The 25,811-nt window shown below is 65.6% G+C and carries 26 protein-coding genes and 1 riboswitch; of the genes, 21 read left to right on the top strand and 5 right to left on the bottom strand.

Annotated elements, in window-relative coordinates; all coding sequences use genetic code 11:
• Nucleotides 1–33: 33 nt before the first annotated feature.
• Together QJT82_RS10135 and QJT82_RS10130 are read left to right on the top strand one after the other, a co-directional pair.
• On the top strand, nt 34–384 hold the full coding sequence (locus QJT82_RS10135) for an antibiotic biosynthesis monooxygenase (RefSeq protein ID WP_016839915.1): 351 nt from the start codon (nt 34–36) through the stop codon (nt 382–384).
• A 56-nt stretch (nt 385–440) separates the two neighbouring features.
• Nucleotides 441–1,259 carry an isocitrate lyase/phosphoenolpyruvate mutase family protein gene (locus QJT82_RS10130; protein ID WP_028339267.1) on the top strand — a complete coding sequence of 273 codons (819 nt, stop codon included), beginning with the start codon at nt 441–443 and terminating at the stop codon, nt 1,257–1,259.
• A 65-nt stretch (nt 1,260–1,324) separates the two neighbouring features.
• Here QJT82_RS10130 and QJT82_RS10125 read toward each other — a convergent pair whose 3' ends face one another.
• Entirely contained in the window at nt 1,325–1,765 is a 441-nt protein-coding gene (locus QJT82_RS10125) for a hypothetical protein (protein ID WP_028339266.1), read from the bottom strand.
• 144 nt (nt 1,766–1,909) lie between these two features.
• Between QJT82_RS10125 and QJT82_RS10120 the strand changes: the two genes are divergently transcribed.
• Nucleotides 1,910–2,551 carry a trimeric intracellular cation channel family protein gene (locus tag QJT82_RS10120; RefSeq protein ID WP_028339265.1) on the top strand — a complete coding sequence of 214 codons (642 nt, stop codon included), beginning with the start codon at nt 1,910–1,912 and terminating at the stop codon, nt 2,549–2,551.
• A gap of 4 nt (nt 2,552–2,555) precedes the next feature.
• Here QJT82_RS10120 and QJT82_RS10115 read toward each other — a convergent pair whose 3' ends face one another.
• A complete protein-coding gene (locus QJT82_RS10115) occupies nt 2,556–3,782 on the bottom strand; it encodes a cytochrome c (RefSeq protein ID WP_259242675.1) in 1,227 nt (408 codons plus the stop codon).
• 234 nt (nt 3,783–4,016) lie between these two features.
• Between QJT82_RS10115 and QJT82_RS10110 the strand changes: the two genes are divergently transcribed.
• From QJT82_RS10110 to QJT82_RS10065, 10 genes are all read left to right on the top strand, one after another.
• On the top strand, nt 4,017–7,511 hold the full coding sequence (locus QJT82_RS10110; RefSeq protein ID WP_028339263.1) for an indolepyruvate ferredoxin oxidoreductase family protein: 3,495 nt from the start codon (nt 4,017–4,019) through the stop codon (nt 7,509–7,511).
• Nucleotides 7,512–7,754: 243 nt separating this feature from the next.
• Nucleotides 7,755–8,912: a thiolase domain-containing protein gene (locus tag QJT82_RS10105; protein WP_028339262.1), complete on the top strand. Its 1,158-nt coding sequence runs from the start codon at nt 7,755–7,757 to the stop codon at nt 8,910–8,912.
• A complete protein-coding gene (locus QJT82_RS10100; protein WP_028339261.1) occupies nt 8,912–9,301 on the top strand; it encodes a Zn-ribbon domain-containing OB-fold protein in 390 nt (129 codons plus the stop codon). Before QJT82_RS10105 ends, QJT82_RS10100 begins: the two co-directional genes overlap by 1 nt.
• 207 nt (nt 9,302–9,508) lie before the next feature.
• A complete protein-coding gene (locus QJT82_RS10095; protein ID WP_028339260.1) occupies nt 9,509–10,369 on the top strand; it encodes a MaoC/PaaZ C-terminal domain-containing protein in 861 nt (286 codons plus the stop codon).
• Nucleotides 10,370–10,559: 190 nt separating this feature from the next.
• The gene (locus QJT82_RS10090) at nt 10,560–11,438 is read left to right on the top strand and encodes an SDR family oxidoreductase (RefSeq protein ID WP_028339259.1); all 879 of its coding nucleotides are present in this window, start codon (nt 10,560–10,562) and stop codon (nt 11,436–11,438) included.
• 127 nt (nt 11,439–11,565) lie between these two features.
• A complete protein-coding gene (locus QJT82_RS10085) occupies nt 11,566–12,519 on the top strand; it encodes a dihydrodipicolinate synthase family protein (RefSeq protein WP_028339258.1) in 954 nt (317 codons plus the stop codon).
• 2 nt (nt 12,520–12,521) lie between these two features.
• Nucleotides 12,522–13,322 carry an NUDIX hydrolase gene (locus tag QJT82_RS10080; RefSeq protein ID WP_028339257.1) on the top strand — a complete coding sequence of 267 codons (801 nt, stop codon included), beginning with the start codon at nt 12,522–12,524 and terminating at the stop codon, nt 13,320–13,322.
• 301 nt (nt 13,323–13,623) lie between these two features.
• Entirely contained in the window at nt 13,624–14,535 is a 912-nt protein-coding gene (locus QJT82_RS10075; protein WP_051447748.1) for an EamA family transporter, read from the top strand.
• A gap of 187 nt (nt 14,536–14,722) precedes the next feature.
• Nucleotides 14,723–15,694 carry a tripartite tricarboxylate transporter substrate-binding protein gene (locus QJT82_RS10070; RefSeq protein WP_028339255.1) on the top strand — a complete coding sequence of 324 codons (972 nt, stop codon included), beginning with the start codon at nt 14,723–14,725 and terminating at the stop codon, nt 15,692–15,694.
• Between the two features lie 148 nt (nt 15,695–15,842).
• Complete coding sequence (locus tag QJT82_RS10065; RefSeq protein WP_028339254.1) at nt 15,843–18,524, top strand: PAS domain S-box protein; 2,682 nt, start codon at nt 15,843–15,845, stop codon at nt 18,522–18,524.
• Nucleotides 18,525–18,627: 103 nt separating this feature from the next.
• Here the strand turns inward: QJT82_RS10065 and QJT82_RS10060 are convergent, their stop codons facing one another.
• Nucleotides 18,628–18,978, bottom strand: a complete 351-nt coding sequence (locus QJT82_RS10060) for a GrlR family regulatory protein (RefSeq protein ID WP_026192881.1) — start codon at nt 18,976–18,978, stop codon at nt 18,628–18,630.
• A 237-nt stretch (nt 18,979–19,215) separates the two neighbouring features.
• Between QJT82_RS10060 and QJT82_RS10055 the strand changes: the two genes are divergently transcribed.
• Complete coding sequence (locus tag QJT82_RS10055) at nt 19,216–19,647, top strand: hypothetical protein (RefSeq protein ID WP_240537240.1); 432 nt, start codon at nt 19,216–19,218, stop codon at nt 19,645–19,647.
• A gap of 15 nt (nt 19,648–19,662) precedes the next feature.
• Here the strand turns inward: QJT82_RS10055 and QJT82_RS10050 are convergent, their stop codons facing one another.
• Nucleotides 19,663–20,046 (bottom strand): VOC family protein, encoded by a 384-nt coding sequence (locus tag QJT82_RS10050; RefSeq protein WP_028339253.1) that lies wholly within the window; start codon nt 20,044–20,046, stop codon nt 19,663–19,665.
• A 201-nt stretch (nt 20,047–20,247) separates the two neighbouring features.
• On the opposite strand from QJT82_RS10050, the gene QJT82_RS10045 reads away from it, so the two are divergent.
• On the top strand, nt 20,248–20,946 hold the full coding sequence (locus tag QJT82_RS10045) for a hypothetical protein (RefSeq protein ID WP_281446633.1): 699 nt from the start codon (nt 20,248–20,250) through the stop codon (nt 20,944–20,946).
• Nucleotides 20,947–21,160: 214 nt separating this feature from the next.
• The gene (locus QJT82_RS10040) at nt 21,161–21,685 is read left to right on the top strand and encodes a hypothetical protein (RefSeq protein ID WP_028339252.1); all 525 of its coding nucleotides are present in this window, start codon (nt 21,161–21,163) and stop codon (nt 21,683–21,685) included.
• A 121-nt stretch (nt 21,686–21,806) separates the two neighbouring features.
• Here QJT82_RS10040 and QJT82_RS10035 read toward each other — a convergent pair whose 3' ends face one another.
• Nucleotides 21,807–22,217, bottom strand: a complete 411-nt coding sequence (locus tag QJT82_RS10035; RefSeq protein ID WP_028339251.1) for a hypothetical protein — start codon at nt 22,215–22,217, stop codon at nt 21,807–21,809.
• A 217-nt stretch (nt 22,218–22,434) separates the two neighbouring features.
• A riboswitch (ZMP/ZTP riboswitch) is annotated at nt 22,435–22,514 on the top strand.
• Between the two features lie 15 nt (nt 22,515–22,529).
• On the opposite strand from QJT82_RS10035, the gene QJT82_RS10030 reads away from it, so the two are divergent.
• The 5 genes from QJT82_RS10030 (at nt 22,530) to QJT82_RS10010 (ending at nt 25,754) form a co-directional block, all read left to right on the top strand.
• Complete coding sequence (locus tag QJT82_RS10030) at nt 22,530–23,393, top strand: tetrahydrofolate dehydrogenase/cyclohydrolase catalytic domain-containing protein (protein WP_028339250.1); 864 nt, start codon at nt 22,530–22,532, stop codon at nt 23,391–23,393.
• Nucleotides 23,394–23,522: 129 nt separating this feature from the next.
• Nucleotides 23,523–23,975: a MaoC/PaaZ C-terminal domain-containing protein gene (locus QJT82_RS10025; protein WP_028339249.1), complete on the top strand. Its 453-nt coding sequence runs from the start codon at nt 23,523–23,525 to the stop codon at nt 23,973–23,975.
• Between the two features lie 161 nt (nt 23,976–24,136).
• Nucleotides 24,137–24,622 (top strand): zinc-ribbon domain containing protein, encoded by a 486-nt coding sequence (locus QJT82_RS10020; RefSeq protein ID WP_210199777.1) that lies wholly within the window; start codon nt 24,137–24,139, stop codon nt 24,620–24,622.
• A gap of 223 nt (nt 24,623–24,845) precedes the next feature.
• Nucleotides 24,846–25,139: a hypothetical protein gene (locus QJT82_RS10015; protein WP_016846480.1), complete on the top strand. Its 294-nt coding sequence runs from the start codon at nt 24,846–24,848 to the stop codon at nt 25,137–25,139.
• Nucleotides 25,140–25,382: 243 nt separating this feature from the next.
• Complete coding sequence (locus QJT82_RS10010) at nt 25,383–25,754, top strand: hypothetical protein (RefSeq protein WP_016846479.1); 372 nt, start codon at nt 25,383–25,385, stop codon at nt 25,752–25,754.
• The last annotated feature ends 57 nt before the right edge of the window (nt 25,755–25,811 follow it).

Raw genomic sequence — 25,811 nt, 5'->3', positions numbered from 1 at the left:
TGGGGCCACAACAGCAATGTGCGGGAGGCGCCCATGATCGCCGTGATCTTCGAAGTCTGGCCGAAGCCTGAGCACCGGGATCTCTATTTCGACCTTGCCGCCGAGCTGAAGCCGATCCTGCAGGAGATCGACGGCTTCATCTCGGTCGAGCGGTTCGAGAGCATCACGGAGAAGGGCAAGTTCGTGTCGCTGTCATTCTTCCGCGACGAGGCTGCGGTGGAAGCCTGGCGCAACACGATCGAGCATCGCCGTACCCAGGCCAAGGGCCGCGCGCGGATCTTCGAGAACTACCGGCTGCGGGTGGCGAGCGTGATCCGTGATTACGGCCTGAACGAACGCGATCAGGCGCCGAAGGACAGCCGCGCGGTGCATGAGCCGCACTAGCGGGCGGATGCGTGGGTGCCTATCTGTGCGCGGCCAATGACTCCAGGGAGCGACCAATGCCACTGCCAACTGCTGACAAACGCGCCGCCTTCAAGAAGCTGCATGAGGGCGGGTGCTTCATCATTCCGAATCCGTTCGATGTCGGCAGCGCCCGCGCCTTGCAGCATCTCGGCTTCAAGGCGCTGGCGTCGACCAGCGCGGGCTTTGCATGGACCATCGCCAAGGCCGACAACCGCGTCACCGTCGACGACGTCTGCGACCACCTGACCGCGCTGTGTGCGGCGGTCGATATTCCCGTCAATGCGGATTTCGAGGGCGGCTTCGCGGTCGAGCCCGACAGGGTCGCGGTCAATGTCGCGCGCGGCGTCAAGACCGGCGTCGCCGGGCTCTCGATCGAGGATTCCACCGGAGACGCCGCCAACCCGCTGTTCGAGCACAAGCTTGCGGTCGAGCGCATCAAGGCGGCGCGCAAGGCTATCGATGCCGACAACAGCGGCGTGTTGCTCACCGGCCGCTGCGAGGCATTCCTGTGGGGGAAGAAGGACCTCAATCTGGTGATCGAACGGCTGCAGGCCTATTCGGAAGCAGGAGCGGACGTCCTTTATTCGCCGGGCATCGCGACCAAGGAGGAGATTTCCGCGGTCGTGAAGGCGGTCGCGCCAAAGCCGGTCAATCTCCTGATCGGCGGGGCGTCCGAGCTGACGCTGCAAGCGGCTGCCGATCTCGGCGTGCGGCGGATCAGCGTCGGCGGGGCACTGGCGCGGATGGCCTGGACCGGCGTGATGAAGGCGGCCAAGGAGATGGCCGAGAAGGGCACCTTCGCCGAATTCGCCAACGGCTATCCCGGCGGCGAGCTCAACAAGATGTTCAAGTAGGCTCACGTGCAAAAAAGCAGCGGGCCGCTGGGCCCGCTGCTTCGTCGCTCACGATAGCGAGCGGATTACTTGTTCTTGTCGCCGGTCGAGTCGGACGGGGTCGCCGAACGGTCGATCTCCTGCCCGGTCGGCTTGTTGGCCGACGGCGACGCGGGCTGCGCCGGTGCCGCGCCCGTGGTCGTGCCGGGCTGGCTGTTCGGCTTCGGCGTCACGTCGCGCATGCCCGGAGGCGGCGCGGCCGGATTGGCCGGCTGCTGCTGCGCGGTCTGCGCTGACGGCGTCGTGCCCGCCTCATGCACCGACGTATTGTTCAAGCCGTAGAACAACGCACCGAGCACCACGGCCACCGCGACTGCGAACATCGCGATCTTGGTGGTGCTGGCCGGTCCCTCCTGGAGTTCCGGATCCGGCTGCAGCTCGTTGTCCAGGCTGTTGAAGCGCGCCTGACGGCGCATTTCGTCCTCGGTCAGGTTGGCGCGATACGGATCGTCAGGTTGATGGGCCATTGCAAAGTTCCTCCGTTAGCACCTCAAAGCTAAACGCATGGGACAATGGCTGGCGCGCAAGGATGTTCCGCGCCAATGTTGCAACCTGTTCATGCAGGAACCGTCGATTCCTTGGGTTCCAATCTGTTTCATGAGGCCTTTTCAATGTGGACCATGCCGCCCACCGATTCGGTGCTGCAAGTACTCTCGTTCATTGCGGTTGCGGCGCAGTCGATGACGGCGGCGCTGGCGGCCGGCAGGCGCAGCATGGATTGGGCCGGCGTCTGCATGCTCGGCGCGATCACCGCGCTCGGCGGCGGCACCATCCGCGACGTGCTGCTCGGGCATTATCCGCTGCTCTGGGTCGCGCACCCGATCTACCTTGCGGTCGCAGCCGCCGGCGCCTTCGCCACCATCCTGCTGGCGCGGCTGGTTCACCGGCTCAACCTCGCATTCCTGGTGCTCGATGCGATCGGACTTGTGGTGTTCACCATGACCGGCTGCGACGTGGCCTCGCAAGTCGACGTCTCGCTGCCGATCGTGATCGTCGCCGGCATGATCTCCGGCTGCGCCGGCGGCGTGCTGCGCGACATCCTCTGCAACGAGGTGCCGCTGTTGTTTCGCAGCGAGCTCTACGCCAGCGTCTCCGTGGTGACCGGACTGTTCTATGTGACCGGCTCCGGGCTGCAGGTGAACGCCCAGCTCTGGACGGCGCTGACCTTCGCCCTCGGGCTGACGTTCCGCATGCTTGCGATCCGCTACCGATGGGAGATGCCGAAATTCGTGTTCGGCGACGAGGAGCGTTGAACGGCTATTTCGCCGTCCGCGCCTTCGCGACCTCGTCCGCGGTGACGGCCGGCGCCGCGTTGCCCCAGGCATTGCGGATGTAGGTCGCAACGTCCGCGACCTCCTGGTCGGTGAGCTTCGGATAGGCCGGCATCGAGCCGCCGTTCGGCGCGCGCGGCGTCGTCACGGTCTGCGCGCCGTCGAGGATGATGCGCAGCGTGCTTGCCGGATTGGCCGATTGCAGATTGGCGTTGCCGGGCAGCGGCGGATAGATCCGCGGCGCGCCGGTGCCGTCGAGCTCATGACAGGCGATGCAGGCGCCGCGATAGATGCGTTCGCCATTGCTCATCTGCGCCGGCGAGGGCGGAGTGATCTCCGGCTCCGGCGCGCCGGCGGGCAGGCTCTTCAGATAGACCGCGATGGCGCGCACATCGGCGTCGCTCATCTTCGAGGTCGAATTGAGCACCACCTCGGACATCAGGGGGCCGGCATGGCTGTGCCCGTTGCGGCCGCTCTGCAGATATTCGGCGATGTCAGCCACGCTCCATGATTTCAGCCCGCTGCGCGCGGCGCCATCGAGCCTTGGCGCGAACATGCCTTGCACCATGCTGCCGCCGAACGCCTGGTCGCGCCGGTCGGCGCCGAAGGCGTTCTTGGGCGTGTGGCAGGCGCCGCAATGGGCGAGGGCCTCGACGAGATAGCGGCCGCGATTCCATTCCGAACCCTTGTTCTGGTCCGGCTGGATGATGCCCGCCGTGAAGAACAGCGCGTTCCAGGCCCGCATCAGCACGCGGTAGTTCAAAGGCCAGCGCAGCTCCGGCGGCGGCCCCTTGTTGCTGACCGGCGCCAGCGTCGCGAGATAGGCGCGGATCGCCAGGATGTCGTCGCGGATCAGCTTCGTGAAGTACGGGTAGGGGAAGGCAGGAAAATAATGCGCGCCGCTCGGCGAGACGCCCATCCGCAGCGCGCGCAGGAAATCGTCGTCGCTCCAGCCGCCGATGCCGGTATCGCGGTCGGGGGTGAGGTTCGGCGAGAACACCGCACCGAACGGCGTGTCGATCCGCTTGCCCCCGGCAAAGGGCTTTGCCGGATCAGCCGTGTGGCAGCTGGCGCAGTCGCCGGCGATCGTGAGCGCCTTGCCGCGGGCGATGACGTCGTCGGCCGGCGCCGCGGCACATTCGCTTGCCGTGAGCGCACCGCACAACAGCGCGGCGACCAGAATCGCGCCCGTCGTTCGAAATCGTCGCCGCATCCAATCACCTTTCGGTCCACAAGACGCGTTACGCCATTTCGCCGCGGGCCTGTCCTGCGACAGAAACCGAAACGGCCCTGCAATATTCCCGGCACGAAATTGCGATTTTTGAGCGACGGGCCTGCTCGCCCAGAATTGTGCTGCGCGGGCCGGAAAATCCGACATAGACTGGTTCTAACAAGCTCGGATGACTAGCTAAAAAGCTGTCGTCGCGACCAGCGAAAAGAGGGCTAAATGGGAATCAACCAAGGGCCTATCAGCCTCGACCAGAAATACACCCAGGACACCGGCCACGTCTTCATGACCGGCATCCAGGCGCTGGTCCGCCTGCCCATGGCGCAGATCAGGCGCGACCGCGCCGCGGGTCTCAACACGGCAGGCTTCATCTCCGGCTATCGCGGTTCCCCCCTCGGCGGCTACGACCAGCAACTGTTCGCCGCCCGCAAGCATCTCGAGCAGTACAACATCAAATTCCAGCCCGGCGTGAACGAGGACCTCGCGGCCACCGCGATCTGGGGCTCGCAGCAACTCGCCCTGTCGCCGGGCGCCAAATATGATGGCGCAGTCGGCATCTGGTACGGCAAGGGCCCCGGCGTCGACCGCTGCGGCGACGTGTTCCGCCACGGCAATGCGGCCGGCTCCGCCAAGCATGGCGGCGTGCTCTGCCTTGCGGGCGACGACCATGGCGCGAAATCCTCCACCGTCCCGCATCAGTCCGACCACGCCTTCATCTCCGCGCTGATGCCCTACCTCTACCCCTCCAGCATCCACGAAATGATCGAGATGGGCCTTCTGGGTATCGCGATGTCGCGCTACTCGGGCTGCTGGGTCGGCATGAAGGTGATCACCGAGACGGTCGAGACCACGGCCGAGATCGATCTCACCGACGAGATGACGCCTTTCATCATTCCGACCGATTTCGAGCTCCCGCCGGGCGGCCTCAACATCCGCTGGCCCGACGACCGCTTCGAGCAGGACCGCCGGCTGCAGGACTACAAGGGCTTTGCCGCGATCGCCTTCGCCCGCGCCAACAAGGTCAACCGCATCACGATGGATTCGCCGAACGCGCGCTACGGCATCATGGCCTCGGGCAAGAGCTACGAGGACATCCGCCAGGCGCTGCGCGAGCTCGGCATCACGCCCGAGATCGCCGCCAAGATCGGCATCCGCCTCTACAAGATCGGCATGCCCTGGCCGCTGGAGCCGGAAGGCGTGCGCAACTTCGCCGTCGGCCTCGAGGAGATCTTCATCGTCGAGGAGCGCCGCGAGATCGTCGAGAACCAGGTCAAGCAGGAGCTGTTCAACTGGCGCGACGACGTGCGCCCGCGCATCGTCGGCAAGATGGACGATCAGGACAAGCGCTTCCTGACCTTCGCCGCCGAGCTCAGCGTGGCCTCGCTTGCGAGCTCGCTCACCGAACGGCTGCTTCGACTTAATCTCAATCCCGAAATCGCCGAGATGCTGCGCGCCAAGGCGGACTGGTTCAACGGCCGTCAGTCGACGCAGATGCAAGCGACCGCGCCGGTCAGCCGCACGCCGTATTTCTGCTCGGGCTGCCCGCATAACACCTCGACCAAGGTGCCGGAAGGCAGCCGCGCGCTGGCAGGCATCGGCTGCCACTTCATGGCGCTGTGGATGAACCGCTCGACCGAGACCTTCACCCATATGGGCGGCGAGGGCGTTCCGTGGGTCGGCATCGCGCCGTTCACCAACGAGAACCACGTCTTCGCCAATCTCGGCGACGGCACCTATTTCCACTCCGGCATTCTCGCGATCCGCCAGTCGATCGCTTCCAAGGCCAACATCACCTACAAGATCCTGTACAACGACGCGGTCGCCATGACCGGCGGCCAGCGCCACGACGGCGATCTCTCGCCGCAGCAGATCACCTTCCAGCTCCATGCCGAAGGCATCCGCGAGATCTATCTGGTCTCGGAAAATCCGGACGCCTATCCGGCCGATACGATCGCGCCCGGCGTCAAGCTGTTCCATCGCGACGACCTCGAGAACGTCCAGAAGATGTGCCGCGACACCAAGGGCACGTCGGCGATCGTGTTCGTGCAGACCTGCGCCGCCGAAAAACGCCGTCGCCGCAAGCGCGGCCTGATGGAGGATCCGCAGCGTCGCGTGCTGATCAATCCTGCCGTCTGCGAAGGATGCGGCGACTGCTCGGTGCAGTCGAACTGCATCTCGGTCGAGCCGCTGGAGACGGAGCTCGGGCGCAAGCGCACCATCAACCAGTCGACGTGCAACAAGGATTATTCCTGCGTGAAGGGCTTTTGCCCGTCCTTCGTCACGGTCGATGGCGGCAAGCTCAGGCGGCGCGCGCCGCCCGAACTCGGCAGCATCGATAATCTGCCGGAGCCAGCCTCCAAGCCTGCGCTCGACCGACCCTACAACATCGCGGTCGGCGGCGTCGGCGGCACCGGCGTGCTGACGATCGGCGCGCTGCTCGGCATGGCCGCCCATATCGAGGGCAAGGCCTCGATGATCCTCGACATGTCAGGTCTCGCGCAAAAGGGCGGCGCGGTGCTGAGCCACGTCCGGCTCTCCGAGCACACCGCCGACGTGACCTGCTCGCGCATCGTGACCGGAACGGCCGATCTGGTGCTTGCGGCCGACGAGGTCGTGGCGGCGTCGAAGGACACCATCACGCTGTGCGATGCGAGCCGCACCGTCGGCATCATCAACAGCCACGTGATCCCGACCGCGGACTTCATCCTGAACCGCGACTTCAACTTCCAGAGCCGCAAGGTCAACAGCGTGCTGGAGACCGAGCTGCGCAAGGACTCCGCCTTCTTCGACTTCACCAAGCCGGCCGAGGCGCTGCTCGGCGACTCCATCGCCACCAACATCATGATGATGGGCTTTGCCTATCAGCGCGGGTTGCTGCCGCTGTCGGCGGAGGCGATTCTGCAGGCGATCGAAGTCAACGGCGTCTCGATCAAGATGAACACGCAGGCGTTCCAGCTCGGGCGTCTGGCCGCGGCCGATCCGGCGCGGCTGGCCGCGATGATGAAGGGGCAGGATGACGACGCAGCCCCGGTCAAGGCGCTGGATGCGATGTCGCTCGACGAGATCATCACCCACCGCATGGCGCTTCTGACGGACTATCAGAGCGCGCGTTTGGCAAAACGCTACCGCAAGCTGGTCGACCAGGTTCGCGACACCGCCACCAAGGGCGGCTACGGCGAGGCGCTGCCGCGCGCGGTCGCGATCAACTACGCAAAGCTGCTCGCCTACAAGGACGAGTATGAGGTGGCGCGGCTGTTCACCGACGGCCGTTTCGAGAAGCAGCTGCGCGATCAGTTCGAGGGCGAGTTCAAGTTCAACTTCAATCTGGCGCCGCCGATCCTCGGCGGCGGGCTCGACGCGCAGGGCCGGCCGAAAAAGCGCGCCTTCGGGTCGTGGATGATGTCGGCCTTCAGGGTGCTGGCAAGATTCCGCTTCCTGCGCGGTACGCCGCTCGACATCTTCGGCTACAACGCCGACCGCAAGCTGGAGCGCGATCTGATCGCCGGCTACGAGAAGGATGTCGCGACGGTGCTGAACCTGCTGTCGCCCCTCAACCACGACATCGCGGTCGAATTGCTGGCGCTGCCCGATCGCATCCGCGGCTACGGTCCGGTGAAGGACAAGGCGATCAAGGAAGCGAAGGTTCGCTACGCGCAACTCGCCGCCGACCTCGCCAACCCGCCGCCGGCGCCGCGGCAGATGGCGGCGGAGTAGAGTAGCCACACATTCGGTGTCGTCCCGGCGAAAGCCGGGACTCATAGCCACCGCACTTCGTCGTAGCGCGACGCTGGGGCCACGGCTCACTCTCACCACACAATCCTGTGGGTCCCGGCTTTCGCCGGGACGACGATTGAGTTGCGGATACAGTCTCGCCTGACGGAATATTTCCGCGCTTGCCAAGGTCGCGCGTCCGGTTCAGAAAAACGCTCGAGCGAAGAAACGCCAGCGGAGAGCGATTTGACCATCAAGGGCAAGGCCTACATTGCCGGGATCTACGAACATCCCACCCGGCACGCACCCGATAAATCAACAGCACAGCTTCACGCCGAGGTCGCCAAGGGCGCGATTGAGGACGCCGGGCTCACTAAGGACGATATCGACGGCTATTTCTGCGCCGGCGACGCGCCGGGCGGGCTGTGGCCGATGGTCGATTATCTCGGCCTCAACACCAGGAAGCTGCGTCACGTCGACTCAACCGAGACTGGAGGCTGTTCCTATCTGATCCATCTCGGCCACGCCGCCGAGGCGATCGCCGCGGGCAAATGCTCGGTCGCGCTAGTCACGCTGGCGGGCAAACCGCGCACCGGCCCGATGCCGCCGCGCGCGTCGGGCGCCGAGGCCGATTTCGAATCCGCCTACGGGGCTACCACGCACAATGCCTATGGCATGTGTGCCATGCGCCACATGCACGACTACGGCACCACCTCCGAACAGCTCGCCTGGATCAAGGTCGCGGCCTCGCATCACGCGCAATACAATCCGCATGCGATGCTGAGGGAGGTCGTCACCGTCGAGGACGTGCTGAGCTCGCCGATGATCTCCGATCCGCTGCACCGCATGGATTGCTGCGTCGTCACCGACGGCGGCGGCGCGATGATCGTCACGACGCCCGAGATCGCCAAGAGCCTGAAGAAGCCGCTGGTGCGCCTGATCGGCCATGGCGAGGCGATGAAGGGCCCGCGTGGCGGCAAGGATCTCGACCTGACTTATTCCGCCGGCGTGTGGTCCGGTCCGCGCGCCTTCGAGGAGGCGGGCGTGACGCCGAAGGACATCAAATACGCCTCGATCTATGACAGCTTCACCATCACGGTGCTGATGCAGCTCGAGGATCTCGGCTTCTGCAAGAAGGGCGAGGGCGGCAAGTTCGTCGCCGACGGCAATCTGATCTCGGGCGTCGGCAAGCTGCCGTTCAACACCGACGGCGGCGGCCTGTGCAGCAACCATCCCGTCAATCGCGGCGGCATGACGAAAATCCTCGAGGCTGTGCGCCAGTTGCGCGGCGAGGCGCATCCGAAGGTGCAGGTGAAGAACTGCGACCTCGCGATCGCCCACGGCACCGGCGGTCTGCTCGGCGTTCGCCACGCCGCCTCAACCTGCATTCTGGAGCGTGCGTGATGTCTGAAGCGAAGAAGTACAATGCCCCGGTGACCAACCCGGAGACCGCGCCGTTCTGGGAAGCGGCGAAGGCGGGTAAGTTCATGATCAAGCGCTGCAACACCTGCGGCGAGGCGCATTACTTCCCGCGCGCGATCTGCCCGTTCTGCTTCTCGGACAAGACAGTGTGGGAAGAGTCGAGCGGCGAGGCCACGGTCTACACCTACAGCCTGATGCGGAAGTCGCCGACCGGTCCCTATGCGATCGCCTATGTGACGCTGAAGGAAGGTCCGTCGCTGCAGACCAACATCGTCGATTGCGATCTTGAGAACGTGAAGATCGGCCAGAAGGTCAAGGTGGTGTGGAAGCCGACCGACGGCGCCCCGCTGCCGTTCTTCACGCCGGCCTAACCTAGAAAGTACCTTCCCCCCTTGCGGGGGAAGGTGGCAGCCGAAGGCTGCCGGAAGAGGGGTTCTCTCCGCGAGAGATGCGTTTGAGGAGCCAACCCCTCTCCCAAACGAGTTTGCGTTTGATGCCGGTGCAGCCCTCTCCCGCAAGGGGAGAGGGCGCAATAACGCGCAACGGCGAAGAAAGAACAGTTCGGGGAGAAAACAACAATGCCGATCGTGTACGAACAGCTGATGGCCCTGAAGAATCTCGGCCAGAAATACAGCTACACCGACCGCGACGTGATGCTCTACGCCTATGGCATCGGCTTGGGTGCCGATCCGATGGACGAGAACGAGCTCGCCTTCGTCAATGAGGGCGTGCTGACGCCGCGCCCGCTCAAGGTGGTGCCGACGTTTGCCTCGGTCGCGGCCTGGGGCGCCGGTCCCGGCGAGATGAACCTCAACCGCGTGATGGTGGTCGACGGCGAGCGCGACATCACCTTCCACAAGCCATTCGCTACCGCGGCGCACATCACGGCCGACTCGACCGTGCTCGACGTGTTCGACAAGGGCAAGGACAAGGGCGCGGTGATCCGCCACCAGACCGTGCTGAAGGACGAGAAGGGCGAGAAGCTCGCCACGCTGGTCGCCTCGCGCTTCGCCCGCGGCGATGGCGGCTTCGGCGGCCCGTCCGACGGCCAACCCGAGCCGCACAAGGTACCGGAGCGCGCGCCGGACAAGATCGTCGATATCACGACGCGGCCCGACCAGGCGCTGGTCTATCGGCTGTGCGGCGACCGCAACCCGCTGCACTCCGATCCGGAGTTCGCCAAGAAGGCCGGCTTCCCGCGGCCGATCCTGCACGGCATGTGCACCTACGGCATCACCTGCCGCGGCGTGCTGCAGACCTATGCCGACTTCGATCCGTCAGCCTTCAAGCAGCACGTTGCGCGGTTCTCCTCGCCGGTGTTCCCCGGTGAGACCGTGACCATGGAGCTGTGGAAGGACGGCAATGTGGTGTCGTTCGAGGCCAAGGTGAAGTCGCGCGGCGTCACCGTGATCAAGAGCGGCAAGACGGTGCTGGCTTAAGCGGCGAGGGTGATGCACTCCCTCGCCCCGCTCTTGCGGGGAGAGGGTTGGGGTGAGGGGCTCTCACCGCAACGATGGTCTGCGGACAGACCTGTACCCCCTCACCCGGATCGCATCTCGCGATGCGATCCGACCTCTCCCCGCAGGCGGGGCGAGGTAAGAAAGAGCAACAAGAAAGGGAGAAACAACCATGGGATTACTCGACGGCAAGGTGGCGCTGATCACGGGCGCCGGCGGCGGACTTGGTGAAGCCTATGCGAAGCTGTTCGCGCGCGAGGGCGCGGCCGTGGTGGTCAACGATCTCGGCGGCCCGCGCGACGGCTCGGGTTCGGACAAGTCGATGGCCGACAAGGTGGTCGACGCGATCAAGGCCGAGGGCGGCCGTGCAGTCGCCAACGGCGCCGACATCTCGACCTTGGCCGGCGGCCAGTCGGTGTTCGACGACGCCATCAAGCATTTCGGCCGCGCCGACATCCTGGTCAACAACGCCGGCATCCTGCTCGACGAGACCTTCCACAAGGCCAAGGAAGCGAGCTGGGACAAGGTGATGAAGGTGCACCTGAAGGGCACCTTCTGCTGCACCCAGCCGGTGTTCAAATGGATGCGCGACAATGGCGGCGGCGTCATCGTCAACACGTCCTCGACCTCGGGCCTGATCGGCAATTTCGGCCAGACCAATTACGGCGCCGCCAAGGGCGGCATCTGGGGCCTGTCCAACGTGCTGGCGATCGAGGGCCGCAAGTATAACATCCGGATCTGGACCCTGGCGCCGGGCGCGCTGACCCGCATGACCGCGGACCTGCCGCGCTACAAGGAGAACCCGGGTGCGGCGCTCGGGCCGGACGGCATCGCGCCGGCCGTGCTCTACATGGTCAGCGACCTGTCGGGTGACCAGACCGGCAAGGTCCTCGGCGTCTCGGGCCCGCGCGGGGTCCGCGAGATGCGGATGATGGAAATGGAGGGCTGGAAGCCGCCATTTACCGGCTGGAAGGCCGAGGACATCGTCGCCCACGCCAAGGACATCTTCTTCTCCGAGGAGCAGATCAAGATGGGCGCGCGGCGGTTTTAGATGATAAACGTCGTTCCGGGGCGTCCGAAGGACGAACCCTCAGGTGCGCAGTTGCGCACCGAGAACCTCGAGATTCCGGGTTCACGCTTCGCGTGCCCGGGAATGACGATCAAAAATTGAGGCATCCATGAAACTCACCGCCCAGGCCGCAGGAACCTTTGCGATCGCGCCGACCCCGTTCCACGATGACGGCCGCATCGATGAGGCGTCGATCGACCGGCTGACCGATTTCTACACCGATGTCGGCTGCGACGGCGTCACGGTGCTCGGCATCCTGGGCGAGGCGCCGAAGCTCGATGCCGCGGAGGCGGAGCAGGTCGCGCTGCGCTTCGTCAAGCGTGCCAAGAAGCTGCAGGTCATTGTCGGCGTCTCGGCGCCGGGCTTTGCCACGATGCGCTCGCTGGCGAAGAAGTCGATGGATGCGGGCGCCGCCGGCGTCATGATCGCGCCGCCGCCGCACTTACGCACCGACGACCAGATCATCGGCTACTTCAAGCAGGCGCAGGAAGCGATCGGCGACGATATTCCCTGGGTGCTGCAGGACTATCCGCTGACGCTGACCGTCGTGTTCACGCCGGCGGTGATCCGCAAGATCGTGATGGATTCGCCGTCCTGCGTGATGCTCAAGCACGAGGACTGGCCGGGCCTGGAGAAGATCTCGACCTTGCGCAACTTCCAGAAGGACGGCTCGCTGCGGCCGCTGTCGATCCTGGTCGGCAATGGCGGCCTGTTCCTCGATTTCGAGATGGAGCGCGGCGCCGACGGCGCGATGACGGGCTATGCCTTCCCCGAGCTGCTGATCGACGTCGTCAATCTGTCCAAGGCGGGAAAACGCGATGCGGCGCATGATTTGTTTGACGCGCATCTGCCGCTGATTCGCTACGAGCAGCAGCCCGGCGTCGGCCTCACCGTGCGCAAATACGTGCTGCAGAAGCGCGGCATCATCTCCTCCAGCGCGCAGCGCAAGCCCGGAGCTGTCATCACGCCGCAGGCAAGGGCGGAGGTCGACTATCTGCTTTCCCGTGTGGCGCGCGTCGACCGCCGCGCCAATCTGCAACCGCAATCCAGTGCAGCAGGCTAATCATGACCGAGATCGTTGCCCCGCGTCTTGCTTCGACCGTGCTGCTGCTGCGTGACGGCACGGCGTCACGTGAAATCGAAGTCTTCATGATGGTCCGCCATCACCAGATCGAGTTCAACTCGGGTGCGCTGGTGTTTCCGGGCGGCAGCGTCGACAAGAACGACAAGGAGATCGCGGCCGATCCCGCGCTCTATTCCGGCGGGGAAGGGCTCGACGGCGACGCGCTCGGCTTCCGGATCGCGGCGATCCGCGAGACCTTCGAGGAGAGCGGCATCCTGCTGGCGCGGCCGCAGGGGTCGAAGGATTTGGTCGATGCGAAGCGTGCGAACGAGATCGCGACCGCGCATCGCGCATCGCTGAACGAAGGCAAGATCAGCTTCCTCAAGGTGCTGACCGACAACGGCATGGTGCTCGCGCTCGACGCGCTCGTGCCGTATGCGCACTGGATCACGCCGGAGGGCATGCCGAAACGCTTCGACACCTGGTTCTTCCTGGCCGCCGCGCCGCCCGAGCAGCTCGGCGCCCATGACGGCAAGGAATCGACCGACTCGATCTGGGTGTCGACCCGCGAGGCGCTGGAGGGCGGCGAGACCGGCCGCTTCAAGCTGCCGTTCCCAACCACGCGCAACCTGATCCGGCTCGGCAAGCAGCCGAATGTCGGCGCCGCGCTTGCCGACAGCAAGGGCAAGCCGATCGTCGCCGTGATGCCCGTGATGACCAAGACCGCCACCGGCCGCCAGCTCCGCATCCCCAAGGAAGCGGGCTACGACGGCGAGGTGTTCGACGTCGGGGCGCTGGGGTAGGGCGTTATCCTGAGCGGTGGCGTGTGCGTGACTCACAGGCGGCGCAACCCGCTCGGCGTCGTCCCGGCCTAGTGCGCAATTGCGCACGGGAGCCGGGACCCATAACCACCGAACTGCATTGTTGCGCGACGCTGGGACCACAGCTTTTTCTAACAACACAACCCTGTGGTAATGGGTCCCGGCTTTCGCCGGGACGACGGTGGGAAGGAAAGTCGCTTCTCCACATTTCGGCTTATATCGAAATATCATCGCCGCCGCCGATGTAGATTCCTCTCAACCATCGAGACGGAATCCCCAGTCCATGACGACCACGATCCCCCGCCAGCCCAAGATGGGCTTCGAGCTCGCCTTGCTGCTCGCGCTCGCCACCCTGTGGGGCGGCTCCTATACCTTCATCAAGCTTGGTGTCGCGACCATCCCGCCGATCACGCTGATCGCGGCGCGCACCGCGATCGCGGGGCTCTTGCTGCTCGTCATCATGCGGATGCGCGGTGTGACGATGCCGACCGATCGCGCGACCTGGCGCCGCTTCATCTTCCAGGCCTGCCTCAACAGCGTGATCCCGTGGACGCTGATCGCCTGGGGTGAACGCTTCGTCGATGCCGGGCTCGCCACCATCCTCAATTCGGCCTCGCCAATCTTCACCTTCCTGTTCACCGCCGCGGTCACCCGCCACGAGGCCGCGAGCCCGCGCAAGCTGTTCGGGGTGATATCAGGCATGGCCGGCATCTGCCTGATCGTCGGCGTCGATGCGTTCCGCGATCTCGGGCAGGGGATCGTGGCCGAGGTCGCGATCGTCGCCGCCACCATCTGCTACGCCTGTGCCGCGATCTTCAGCCGCGGCTTCAAGGGGCTCGATCCGATGGCGCCGGCGGCGGGTTCGCTGCTCGCGGGCGCCGCGATCCTCGCTCCGCTCAGCCTTGTCGTCGAGCGGCCCTGGACGCTCTCGCCATCGGCCAGTTCGTTGCTTGCCCTGCTGGCGCTTGCGGTGTTCTCGACCGCGATCGCGTTCGTGATCTACTTCCGTCTGATCCAGACCCTCGGCTCGGTCGGCACCACCGCACAGGCTTACTTGCGGGTGCCGATCGGGGTGGCGCTCAGCGTCATGGTGCTGGGCGAACGGCTGAGCCCGACGGCGTGGATCGGCCTCGCCTGCGTCGTGATCGGCGTCGCCGCGATGACGATTCCTGCACGAAGGATCGCCACAGCCTGACGTCATCGCCGCGATGACGATTCCTGCACGAAGGATCGCCGCAGCCTGACGTCATCGCCGCGATGACGATTCCTGCGCGCGAGATCGCCACCGCCTGAAGTTTCGCGCGCTGAAACCGGCGCCTTGCTGCCGTCAGGCAATCCCTGCATGCTGCCCGCAACGAGACCACAGGGCGGGAAACGGGACGATGTTGTGGCGGGTCAGCCTGATTGCCGGTGCGTGTATGGCGTTGCTGGCGATGGCCGGCACGGTGCGCGCGCAGGACTTCCCGAGCCGGCCGATCCGCATCGTCATTCCCTATGCGCCGGGCAGCGTCGCCGACGTGTTCGCGCGCATCATGGCGCAGGACATGCAGGAGCAGTGGAAGGGGACAATCGTCGTCGAGGCCAAATCCGGCGCCAACGGCTCGATCGCGGCCGAGGAGGTCGCGCGCGCCACCCCCGACGGCTACACATGGCTATTGGTGACGACCTTCTTTACCGCAAGCCCGGCGCTGAACGCGCAGCTGCGCTGGGATCCGGTCAGGGATTTCGCGCCGGTCGGGCAGATCTGTCTCGCCCCGAACTTCTTCATCGTGCCGACCTCGTTGCCGGTGAAGACCGTCGCCGACTATGTCGCGCTGGCCAAGGCCAAGCCGGGCACGCTGAACTACAGCCATCCCGGCAAGGGCTCGACCGGCCATCTCGGCTTCGAGCTGTTCAAGCGGCTCGCCGGGATCGACGTCACCGCGATCGGCTATCGCGGCTATCCGCAGATGGTGCCCGATATCGCGAGCGGCCTGATCACCTCGAGCTTCCTGTCGGCCAACCAGGCGCTGGCCCAGGTGCAGTCCGGCAGCATCAGGATCATCGGCGCGATCAGCGACGGTCGCTCGAAATACTTTCCCGACGTGCCGACCATGGCCGAGCAGGGCTTTGCCGAGGCGCAGGTGACGCCGTGGTTCGGCTTCGTGGTGCCGGTGGGCACGCCGCAGCCGGTGGTCGAACGCATCAGCGCGGCGCTCGAAACGGCGCTGGCCTCCACCGAGGTGCGGAAGAAGCTGGATGTCGCGGGTTGCGACGCCCGGAGCGCGCCGCTGAAGCAGTTCGCCGATATCATCAAGGCGGACGTCGCCCTCTGGGCCCGGGTGGTCAAGGAGGCCGGCATTCCGCCGGACTAGCCCGACACTGCCTGTGCCGGAATCGGCCACCGGCACCCGCCCGGGGTGACACCGGTCACACCGCCGGCGGGTTGGGCCCTTCAGCATGTTTCCCCAAAGCCCGTAATTTCCCGTATATTGGGGCCCATTGGACCCCGGCCTTGATGACATGACCGCTGTATTGCCGCCGAATTCGCAAGCGCCGCGTGCGTTCTCCCTCTCCATTGGCCAGCTCACGTTCGGCAGTTTCCTGCTGGTCCTGGCTGTGATCATCATCACATCCACCGCCAGCGTGATCGCGATCCGCCACATCGATACGACCTTCGCCGAGCTGCAGCGGCTGCAGAGCGTCGGCGACATCGCCGAGGATATCGATCGCCGCATGAACGAGCTGCGGCTGGCGGCGCGCGACTTCGTCACCGAGCCGGGCAGCCAGTCGGTCCAGGTGGCGGAGGCGGCCCAGTCGCTGAGCGAGATCCTGAAAAAGACCCGCATCAAGCTGGCGCCCGAGCAGCAGGACATGATCGACGGCGTCACCCAGCGTCTGGCGACCTATCGCAACGGCATCGAGCGCATCTCGGCGCTGCTCAGTCGCCGAGCCGAGCTGGTCGCCGGGCTGCCGCCGCTGCGCGACGCCTTCGACAAGGCGGTCGCCGCGAGCAACGATGCGGCGCTGGCCAATGCGCTGTCGCAATCCCAGAGTCGGATTGCCACCGCGCTGCTGGCGCACAACACGTCCGCCGCCGAGCAGGCCGCGCAGAGCATGCGGGCGATGACCATCTCCGATCCCACGCTGCGCGGCGCCGTCGACAATTATGCCGAGGCGATCATCGCGGTCTCGGTGCGCGAGGGCCAGATCGCCGACATCGACAAGGAGGTGCTCGGCGCCGAAGGCCGGTTGATCCAGAAGGTCACCGAGCTGCTCCGCGAGCTCAGCTCTCGCCGCGGGCACGTGCTGTCGCGCGATTTTGCCCGGACGCTGGCTGAAGCGAAATGGCAGAGCATCGTGCTCGGCACGGCGGGTGTGCTGATCGGCCTGTTCGCGTCGGTGCTGGTGGTTCGCCGCACCGTCCGTCCGCTCGCCAGGATCGCGGGCTCGATCCGCAAGGTCGCGGGCGGCGAGAAGAGCGCGTTCATTCCCGGCGCCGACCTCGACAACGAGATCGGCGACATCGCACGCGCTGCCGAAGTGTTCCGCCAGACCCTGGTCGACGCCGACAGCGCGCGCGAGGCTGCGCTGCGCGCGCTCGCCGAGCAGCGGCTCGCCGAGGAGAGCTACCACAAGCTGTTCGAGGCGTCGGTCGAGGGCATCTACGTCACGACGCCGGGCGGCGCGCTGCTCAACGCCAATCCGGCGCTGGCGCGGATGATGGGCTATGGCACGCCGCAAGACCTGATCAAGGGCATCGACGACATCGCAACCACCGTCTATGTCGATCCGGCGGCGCGCGAGCAGTACCAGCAGCTGATGCAGCGCGATGGCATGGTGCGCGACTACGAGTATCAAGTGCGCGCGAGCGACGGCACGGTGCTGTGGCTGTCCGATTCGGCGACCGTCGTCCGCAACGACGAGGGCGAGGTGGTCCGCTACGAGGGCACGGTGCGCGACATCACCGACCAGAAGCGCGCCGAAGACGCGATCGCCGAGGGCCGGCGGCTGCTGCAGATGGTCATCGACACGGTGCCCGCCGTCATTAATGTCAAGGACCGCGACCTGCGCTACGTGCTGATGAACCGCTACATGGCGGGGATCTTCGGCATCGAGCCGCAGGACGCGATCGGCCAGACCACCGGCGATTTGATGTCGCGCTACGGCGCGGCCAAGACCGATGAGAACGACAAGCGCGTCCTGTCGGCCCGCCGCGAGCTCGGCTTCTATGAAGAGGAGTACAAGGACGTCGCCGGCAACATGCGGCAGTGGCTGGTCAACAAGCTGCCGATCCTCGATGCGCAGGGCGACATCGAGAACATCGTCACGGTCGCGCTCGACATCGGCGAGCGCAAGCGCTCCGAGCAGGAGATGCGCAAGGCGCGGGATTCCGCAGAGGCCGCGCTGCGCAATCTGCGGGAAACCCAGAATTCGCTGATCGAGGCCGAGAAACTCGCCGCGCTCGGCCGCCTGGTGGCCGGCGTCGCCCATGAGGTCAACAATCCCGTCGGGATCAGCCTGACGGTGGCGTCCGCGCTGGAGCGCAAGACCGCGAATTTCGCCACCCAGGTCGAGCGCGGCGACCTGCGCCGCTCCAGCCTGAACGACTTCCTGAACACGGCGCGCGATGCCTCCTCGCAACTCGTTGCCAATCTCAACCGCGCCGCGGAGCTGATCCAGTCGTTCAAGCAGGTCGCCGCCGACCGCAACTATTCCGACCAGCGCACCTTCGATCTCGGCGATCTCACCGAGCAGGTGGTGATGAGCTTGCGGCCCGGCCTGCGCAAGCACAACCTGACGCTCAACATCGATTGCGAGCCGAACCTGATCATGAACTCCTATCCGGGACCGTATGGCCAGGTGCTGACCAATCTGTTCCTCAACGCGGTCGCGCATGCGTTCCCGGACGGTAAGGCCGGCGAGGTCGAGATCCAGGTCCACGCCGCCGGAGGCGACAATGTCGAGGTGATCTTCGCCGACAATGGCTGCGGCATGAGCCTCGACGTGCGCCGCCGCGCCTTCGATCCGTTCTTCACGACGCGGCGCGATCAGGGCGGCACCGGGCTCGGCCTGCATATCGTCTACAGCATCGTTACCACGCGGCTCGGCGGCCGGCTCTCGCTGGATTCCGCGCCGGGCAACGGCACCCGCATCCAGATGATCCTGCCGCGCGTCGCGCCGCTGGAGCAGGCCGCGGAGTAGGCACGAAGCGTAGTGGCCAACCACGTGTTCGCTCTCGATCCGTCATCCCCGCGCAAAGGCGAAGCCTTTGCGCGGGGATGACGGGTCTGATGGTTTCACACCGCTAATTGATATCCGCGAGCTTGTGCAGCGTGGCGCCGAAGATCAGGCTCGCCTTGCCGACCAGTGCGGTCCCACTCATGGTGCCGCGGGTGTCGGTGAAGGTGCCGGAGACGCCGATGCCGACGGGCGCAGGCCCGCCGAACAGCGGGTTGTCGGTGTCGCGCGGCGTCGTGTGGCGTTGCACAAGGACTTCGCCCTTGAAGGCATCGCCCTTCACCGTGTAGCTGCCGGTGTAGTAGAGATAGGCGTCGCCGCCCAGAATCTGGCCGTCGCGGAAGAGAATGACGCCGCTGCCCTTACCGACGCGACCGTCCAGCAGGGTGACGTGAATTGAGTAAAGTCCGTTCTTCATGACGTCCCGATTGCTGGCCGCCGCGCCCACGGCAAGCCAGTTGGTTTTTTATGCCAAAGCGAGCAACCTCGTGCAATGCGGCAGGTTGATTCCCGGGTGTCCCGCGTTCGGGTGACACCCTCGGTTCCTGCCAGGCAGTGTGACGGCGCGATGACAGCGGACCGTACGCGCGAATCAAAGTGGCCCGCGAAATGCATAGCTCTGGTTGCACTGGCCGGTGAGTGCTGGAGCAAACACATGTCTGACTGGATTGAATCCGGTGGCCATTGGGCACGCCCTCGCAGGCTCAATGGAACTTCGGCCCGTCATGCGGGCCACGTCATCGTATTCCTCGGGTTGATAACGCTGGTGTTGGTCGCGGCCGTGCGAATCGCGCAGGCGCGCGATCCCGACGGCCGCTACGCCAATTCGCCGCTGAAGGAATGGTTCGACGGCCTGCGCAGCGGCAAGGGGCCGTGCTGTTCGGATGCCGACGGCACAGCGGTCAGCGATGTCGACTGGGAATCCAAGGACGGGCACTATCGTGTCCGCCTCGACGGGGCGTGGATCGATGTCCCCGACGAGGCCGTGGTCACCGAGCCCAACCGGGTCGGTCGCGCCATGGTCTGGCCGATTCCGAGCTACATGGGCGTGACGATCCGCTGCTTCATGCCAGGCAGCATGACTTAGCGCCGCACGCGTGGCTCACACGTATTTCTGGTCGCGCTCGAGCAATTCGATCGAGATGCCCTGCGGGCCGCGGATGAAGCAGATCCGCACGCCGGGACGGATCGTGGTCGGCTCCTTGGTGAATTCGACGCCCTTGGCCTTGATCTCGGCCGCGACCGCGTCGATGTCCTTCACCGTGAGCCCGAAGTGATCGAGTCCCTGATAGGGCGTCACCGGCGCGGCGTTGACGCCGTCGCCCTGGGCCACCTCCGCAATGAACACCTTGGCGCCGCCGAGCTGGACGTCGATGCGGCCGGGGCCGCGGATGATCTCGCCGCCGAGAATGTCGCGCAGCCAGGTCGCGGTGGCCTCGGGATCGGGACTGCGCAGGTGGACGTGGTCCCAGGTGACGACAGGCATTGCGATCTCCTTGTTGTTCTCGCGCCGCTCGGGTGCGCGGCACTCGCTCTCGGGCGGCGCGAACTTAGCGAGCGCCCGGCCGTGAGGCCATCCCTCCGTGCTGCGGGCCGCAAGATTGTCGTCCCGGAATGAAACCATTGCGGCCGTCAGCGATTGTCTTCGCGTGGCCGCTCGACTTGCGGCCGCCCCGGAAGCCGCGCGGTGCGGCTTCCTCTCTGTGTGGGGGCGGCCCGATCAGGTCGCCAGGGTGAGGGCACGACGATGCGGATCGGCTTGGCGTCGTTTCGGAGGTTGGCCGCCGGACGTCTCGGTGAGGGCGGCTTCTACGCCAGCCTGCTGCTGCCGCTGATTGCGCTCGCCGGGATCGCCGCCTGGTTCATGCTCCCCGAACCGAGCGACGCCGGAGACCAGGATGTCTGGCCGGTGTCGTCCAGCATCGTCCGCACCGCGCAGAACGCCTCGACCGACGCGCAACCCGCCCAAATCACAAATCAGGCCGCGAGGGACGCGCTGGCCGCACCGGCGGACGAGCCGACCACCGTCGGCGTGGCCACCGCCCCACAGGGGGTAGAGGAGGCCAGGTCGTCCGGGCCTGGCGCTGAAAGGTCTCCGCTGGACAAGCTGCGGATCGCCTCGCAATCGTGGCGGCGCGGCGGGCTGGGTTCGAAGGCGCTCGTCACCCTGACGCTGCGCAATGCCAATGATTTCGCCGTCAAGGATATCGAGATCGCCTGCGCCTTCATCCGCCGGGACGGTCGGCCGCTGACCGAGCGCAAGCGGCTGATCTCCGACACGATCGCCATGAAAAGCCGCAAGACCTATTCGCGGATGTTGGTCGGGTTCGTCAATGTTAACGCAAACAAGGCGAAATGTTCGGTCGTGACGGCGAGCCGCCTTTAATTCCCGGCATCCCGAAAAAGTGACCGCGAATTGACTTGCCGGGTGAACCGTAACGGCCGGACAGGAACTAACTAATAAACCAGCCGTTAGCGAACGACCCGGGAGCGCGGACCGCGTCCGGGTGATCATGCGCAGACGATGAGATCGCCCGCGCGATGACTGATGTCGTCGCGCCGAGATGAACCGCGCCCGCTGCGCGGGGGGAGCTACCAAAATGCCTGTGGCGCGTTATTTCCTGTTCGTTGGTGGAGTGCTGCTCGCGCTGCTCTTCGTCGTCAATTCCATCGTGCCGCAGGAGGCCGTGGTCGCCGGTCAGAACCAGGGCCTGTCGTCGCCGGGCGTCGACAAGACCATGGTGCGCATCAAGTCGACCCAGAAATTGCCCGAGCGGGTGGTCTACGACACCAATTTGCCGACCATTGTTCCGGCGCAGGTCAACGCGGTCGCCGCGGCCGTCCCGTCGGCTTCGGGTGACGCGTCGGCGCAAGCCCGTGTCCGCAATACGTTCGCCCAGTTCATTCCGCCGGAGAAGGCTGACGCGCAGAAGGTCGCGGCCGAGGCAAAGCCGGCCGAGCAGCCGGCGCAGGCCCAGCCTCAGGCGCCGAAGAAGCGCAAGGTCGCGCGCTACCATGCCCATCCCCAGCAGCCGATGCGGCTGGCGCAGCCCGGCATGTATCAGCCCTACCGCGTCGCGCAGCAGCAGCGCATGGGCTTCTTCGGCGGCTTCGGCACCTGGTAAGAAAGGGCCGCCCGCAGCCGGCAATCAATGCGCCGCCGCAAACACTTGCGGCGGCTTTTTCATGTCCGCGATCAGGCGGGTGGCCGGATCCGGGACGGCGTCCGAGCGCCGCTCGCTACCTTTAGCGCGGCAGGCGCGGAATCTTGTCCGCGAAGCCGTTGTAGCAGGTCAGCCGCTCGTCCTCTTCCTTCACGAAGCGGCAATCGTTGACGCCCTTGGCCGGGGCGGCCTTCGGCTTCGGCTGCGGCTTGAAAATCTCGTCGTAGCAGATCAGCCGCTCCTTGGTGGCGTCGTCGATGTCCTGACAGGCCTGAAGCTTCTGGGCGACCGATTGAGGCTTGCCGGGCGCGGCAGGCTTCTCGCCCTTCTTGGCGGCCGACTTCTTGCCGACCTGGACCAGCGGCTTGTCGCCGACCATCGGCTGCGAGGTCGCCGCCGCCGGCTTGTCTGCGTCGGCCGGGGCCGGCGTGGTTCCTTGGGCAAGCGCGGCAGCCGGGCAGAAGAGCGCCAGCGCGAGGATGATATGTCTCATGTCGAAAATGTCCGAAATGGCGTGATGACCGGAAGGATGGCGCCGGGGATCGGAAAAGCCCGGCAAGCGCCGAGACTTAACGCAAGTCTTGCCCGAATCCTACCCCCAGAGGTGACCCGCCCGGCACCGATCCACTGGCAAAAGTGAGGGCAATTCGTCGCCGTTTGACCCGCGGGAGAGCGTGAATTGCCTTTGCCCGACGGGGCGGCTATGACGACGCCATCTGCGCGACTGGCGCTTGGATGGACCACCATCGGGGAGCGCAGAGACTGAACGCCGCGCGCCTGGGCACCGCTTCGAAACGGAGGTGCCATGACGGCGAACATTCTCGATGGGCATGCACATGCCCAAATTGTCATCGACAAGATTGCTGGCGAACTCGACCGGCTGCCCCGCGCGCCGGGGCTTGCGGTCGTGCTGGTCGGCTGTGACCCGGCGAGCCAGATCTATGTGCAGAGCAAGGTCAGGATGGCCGAACGGCTCGGCCTGCGCGGCGAGGTCGCACGCCTGCCGGATGATGCCAGCGAGGCCGATCTGCTTGCCAGAGTAGAGGCGCTCAATGCACGCGACGATATCGACGGCATCCTCGTGCAGCTGCCGCTGCCCGCGCATATCGACGCCTTGCGCGTGATGGCGGCGGTCGATCCCGCCAGGGACGTCGACGGCCTGCACGCCCTGAACGCCGGCCGGCTGTTTCACGGCGACGATGCGCTGGTGCCGTGCACGCCGCTCGGCTGTCTCCGGCTGATCAAATCGACCCTGCCAGACCTCACCGGCGCCCATGCCGTGGTGATCGGCAGCTCCAACATCGTCGGCAAGCCGATGGCCGCGCTGCTGCTGCAGGAGCACGCGACCGTGACGCAGACCCATATCCACACCCGCGGCATCAGCAGGATCTGCCGCGAGGCCGACATCCTGGTGAGCGCGGTGGGCAAGGCCGGCCTCGTGCGCGGCGACTGGATCAAGCCGCAGGCCATCGTCATCGACGTCGGCACCACGCGCGTCGAGAAGCCGGACGGCGGCTATGCGGTGTGCGGCGACGTCTCGTTCGACGAAGCGGTGCTGGTCGCCGGTGCGATCACGCCGGTGCCGCGCGGCGTCGGCCCGATGACGATCGCCTGCCTGATGGAGAACACGGTGAAGGCCGCAAAGGCGAGGGCGGCCCGGTTGCAATAGCGCGGGATGCCTGCGGCGATACGCGCGCGGCGGGTGTCGCTCGCATATCGCGCGCGAAGTTCATGACGTCCGGGGTAATGGAAAGCCCGCACCATTGGTCTAGCATCGCGCGACAGATGGAGGCGCGCGATGTTGTATGCGGAAGATCTTACCGAGGGCCAGACGTTCAAGCTTGGCAGCTACACCATCGGTGAGGCCGAGATCCTGGAGTTCGCCGGGAAATATGATCCGGTGCCGATCCATACCGATCCCGTCGCGGCGGCAGTGGGCCCGTTCGGCGGCCTGATCGCAAGCGGCTTCAACACCATTGCGATCTATCAGCGGCTCGTCGTGGAGGCGATCTGGACCAAGGTGGCGGGGATCGTCGGGCGGAGCTTCGAGATTCGCCTGCCGAGCCCGGTTCGGCCCGGTGCCACGCTCACCGGCCAATCCCGGATCCAGAAGATCACCATCAGGCCGGAGCGGCGCGACGCCGTCGTGATCTTCAAGACGGAGCTGGTCAACGACGAGCAGCGCCCCGTTCTTGTCCTCGTGCTCGACGCGCTGATCCACATGCGGCCGGTGGAGCAGGGGCGGGCGTAGCTCGGCTGACGGGGATGCCGAAGTCATCCGCCTCGGGCGGCGGCCAACGCCGCTAGGAGTTTCCTGCACGCGACTTGTCGTCGCGCAATGTTGCGACAATACAATTATGACAAGCCGGCGGCAGAACAGCAGCGTATCAATGACGTCATCATCGACGAGCCATGCTGCCCGGTGTTTACTTCGTCGATGCGCCGAAAGCATTCGACCCAGACGGATGTGCCGACGTGAAACGCAGCAAGCAGACGAACGGAGAGATCGAAGCCAGGCGGCGCAAGGCGGAGGAATGGCGCCGCATACAGATGCAACGCGCCGCTGAACGGCAACGGCTTCGCGACTACAAGATTGCCCTGGCGCGCGACGAGGTTGCCGTGGATACGACGCGGCTCGCGCCATCGAACAGCTATTCGACTCCCGATTTCGTGCTGCGCGGAACCTATCGACCGGAGCCCTTCGTCTGCAAGGACTGCGGCGTTGCCGAGGTCTGGACGCCTTTGCAGCAGAAATGGTGGTACGAGACCGCCAAGGGCGATGTATTTACCGCGGCGGTGCGCTGCCGGGCCTGCCGCACCAGGGAGCGCGCGCGCAAATCCGCCGCACGCCGCGTGCATCTGGAAGGACTCGCAAGGAAGAAGCCTCCCGTCTCGTAGCGATGGGCGTGACTTCAGAGCCGCACTTCACATCTGATACGCGGGGAACCAGTGCGCAGGCGGTCAATGCGTCGCGCGTGCGGAACGTTTCGTTGCCTGATTGGTTCGAGACCTTGAAGCCCCCGATGTGGGGTGCGGGCGGGGAGGAACCAGCCAAGGAAACTTGTCAAGGAAACCTGTCAAGGAAACCATCGCGGCCGGAACCAACGAGAAGGAGCAGCGGATGAAACTCAATTCCACGCAAGTCAAGCAGACCATGACGCAACTGAATGCCCAGGTGCTTCCGGACGATCACCCGGCCGTGGCGCAACTGAACAGCGTGTTCGGTGAGCACACATTCTTCGTCGACACCAGCGGGCTCAAGGTGCTCGAACCGGCCCAGACCTCCGACATGCCGGGGCAGACGGGCGAGGTCGTCAGTCTCGCCGAATGGAGCGATCCGGAGCTGACGTCGCTTCGGCCGCACGAGCCCGAGCCGACCGGCGTGCTCATCGCGCTTGAACCCAGCAAGCACTGAAGCGTTCCAGCGCGAAGTGGATACCGGTTCGCGCAAGCAAAACGCCACCAAGCAAGGGGTTGAGAGCATGATCCGATTCAATCGGATCATGCTCTTTGTGCTGCATCGTGCGACACCCGCGATCGGCCGTCCTGATGGCGACAGCCCCGACGTCGCATCAAGAGGTGCCGAAAGTCACATGGCAAATCAGCGCCGCCTGCGTATGCATCGGTTCGAGATGGGTATCCAGGCGGTGAGGGGCAGATGGGGATCGTGCGGCGCTGGAGCCCTGACGAGGACGAGAAGCTCAGGGAACTCGCCAGGGCCGGCAAGAACGCTCTCGAGATCAGCAACGAACTGACCCGCAGCGCTTCGGCCGTGCGCCGGCGCGCCGAGGTCCTGTCGGTTCTGATCATGGCAAAGGCATTTCGCGCGCGCCCCTCGCATGTCGCCACCCATCTTGAGCGGGTCGCGATCGACGCGATCCGCAACCGCCGTCCGTTTCCCGCGGGCGTCGGCCCGAGCACCATTGCCGGAATGATCGAGAAGGGCTGGATCGTCCCGGAGATGGGGCGCAGATACAACGTGACCGATGCCGGCGTGGAGGCCGTGCGGCGGAAGATTCCGAGCGGGTGAGAGCGGAGCAGGCTGCGCGTTCGAAGCACTGTGCCGAAGCGGCTCGCGCGGCGCCGT

This window comes from Bradyrhizobium sp. Mp19, from assembly GCF_029952935.1.
Classification (GTDB): domain Bacteria; phylum Pseudomonadota; class Alphaproteobacteria; order Rhizobiales; family Xanthobacteraceae; genus Bradyrhizobium; species Bradyrhizobium elkanii.
The sequence above is the reverse complement of the archived record's forward strand: the minus strand, read 5'-3'. Positions and strand labels throughout refer to the sequence as shown.

Coding starts and splice junctions, on each gene's coding strand:
- QJT82_RS10135 (WP_016839915.1), top strand. CDS start 34: ATGATCGCCGTGATCTTCGAAGTCTGGCCGAAGCCTGAGCACCGGGAT.
- QJT82_RS10130 (WP_028339267.1), top strand. CDS start 441: ATGCCACTGCCAACTGCTGACAAACGCGCCGCCTTCAAGAAGCTGCAT.
- QJT82_RS10125 (WP_028339266.1), bottom strand. CDS start 1,765: ATGGCCCATCAACCTGACGATCCGTATCGCGCCAACCTGACCGAGGAC.
- QJT82_RS10120 (WP_028339265.1), top strand. CDS start 1,910: ATGTGGACCATGCCGCCCACCGATTCGGTGCTGCAAGTACTCTCGTTC.
- QJT82_RS10115 (WP_259242675.1), bottom strand. CDS start 3,782: ATGCGGCGACGATTTCGAACGACGGGCGCGATTCTGGTCGCCGCGCTG.
- QJT82_RS10110 (WP_028339263.1), top strand. CDS start 4,017: ATGGGAATCAACCAAGGGCCTATCAGCCTCGACCAGAAATACACCCAG.
- QJT82_RS10100 (WP_028339261.1), top strand. CDS start 8,912: ATGTCTGAAGCGAAGAAGTACAATGCCCCGGTGACCAACCCGGAGACC.
- QJT82_RS10095 (WP_028339260.1), top strand. CDS start 9,509: ATGCCGATCGTGTACGAACAGCTGATGGCCCTGAAGAATCTCGGCCAG.
- QJT82_RS10090 (WP_028339259.1), top strand. CDS start 10,560: ATGGGATTACTCGACGGCAAGGTGGCGCTGATCACGGGCGCCGGCGGC.
- QJT82_RS10085 (WP_028339258.1), top strand. CDS start 11,566: ATGAAACTCACCGCCCAGGCCGCAGGAACCTTTGCGATCGCGCCGACC.
- QJT82_RS10080 (WP_028339257.1), top strand. CDS start 12,522: ATGACCGAGATCGTTGCCCCGCGTCTTGCTTCGACCGTGCTGCTGCTG.
- QJT82_RS10075 (WP_051447748.1), top strand. CDS start 13,624: ATGACGACCACGATCCCCCGCCAGCCCAAGATGGGCTTCGAGCTCGCC.
- QJT82_RS10070 (WP_028339255.1), top strand. CDS start 14,723: ATGTTGTGGCGGGTCAGCCTGATTGCCGGTGCGTGTATGGCGTTGCTG.
- QJT82_RS10065 (WP_028339254.1), top strand. CDS start 15,843: ATGACCGCTGTATTGCCGCCGAATTCGCAAGCGCCGCGTGCGTTCTCC.
- QJT82_RS10060 (WP_026192881.1), bottom strand. CDS start 18,978: ATGAAGAACGGACTTTACTCAATTCACGTCACCCTGCTGGACGGTCGC.
- QJT82_RS10055 (WP_240537240.1), top strand. CDS start 19,216: ATGTCTGACTGGATTGAATCCGGTGGCCATTGGGCACGCCCTCGCAGG.
- QJT82_RS10050 (WP_028339253.1), bottom strand. CDS start 20,046: ATGCCTGTCGTCACCTGGGACCACGTCCACCTGCGCAGTCCCGATCCC.
- QJT82_RS10040 (WP_028339252.1), top strand. CDS start 21,161: ATGCCTGTGGCGCGTTATTTCCTGTTCGTTGGTGGAGTGCTGCTCGCG.
- QJT82_RS10035 (WP_028339251.1), bottom strand. CDS start 22,217: ATGAGACATATCATCCTCGCGCTGGCGCTCTTCTGCCCGGCTGCCGCG.
- QJT82_RS10030 (WP_028339250.1), top strand. CDS start 22,530: ATGACGGCGAACATTCTCGATGGGCATGCACATGCCCAAATTGTCATC.
- QJT82_RS10025 (WP_028339249.1), top strand. CDS start 23,523: ATGTTGTATGCGGAAGATCTTACCGAGGGCCAGACGTTCAAGCTTGGC.
- QJT82_RS10020 (WP_210199777.1), top strand. CDS start 24,137: ATGCTGCCCGGTGTTTACTTCGTCGATGCGCCGAAAGCATTCGACCCA.
- QJT82_RS10015 (WP_016846480.1), top strand. CDS start 24,846: ATGAAACTCAATTCCACGCAAGTCAAGCAGACCATGACGCAACTGAAT.
- QJT82_RS10010 (WP_016846479.1), top strand. CDS start 25,383: ATGGGGATCGTGCGGCGCTGGAGCCCTGACGAGGACGAGAAGCTCAGG.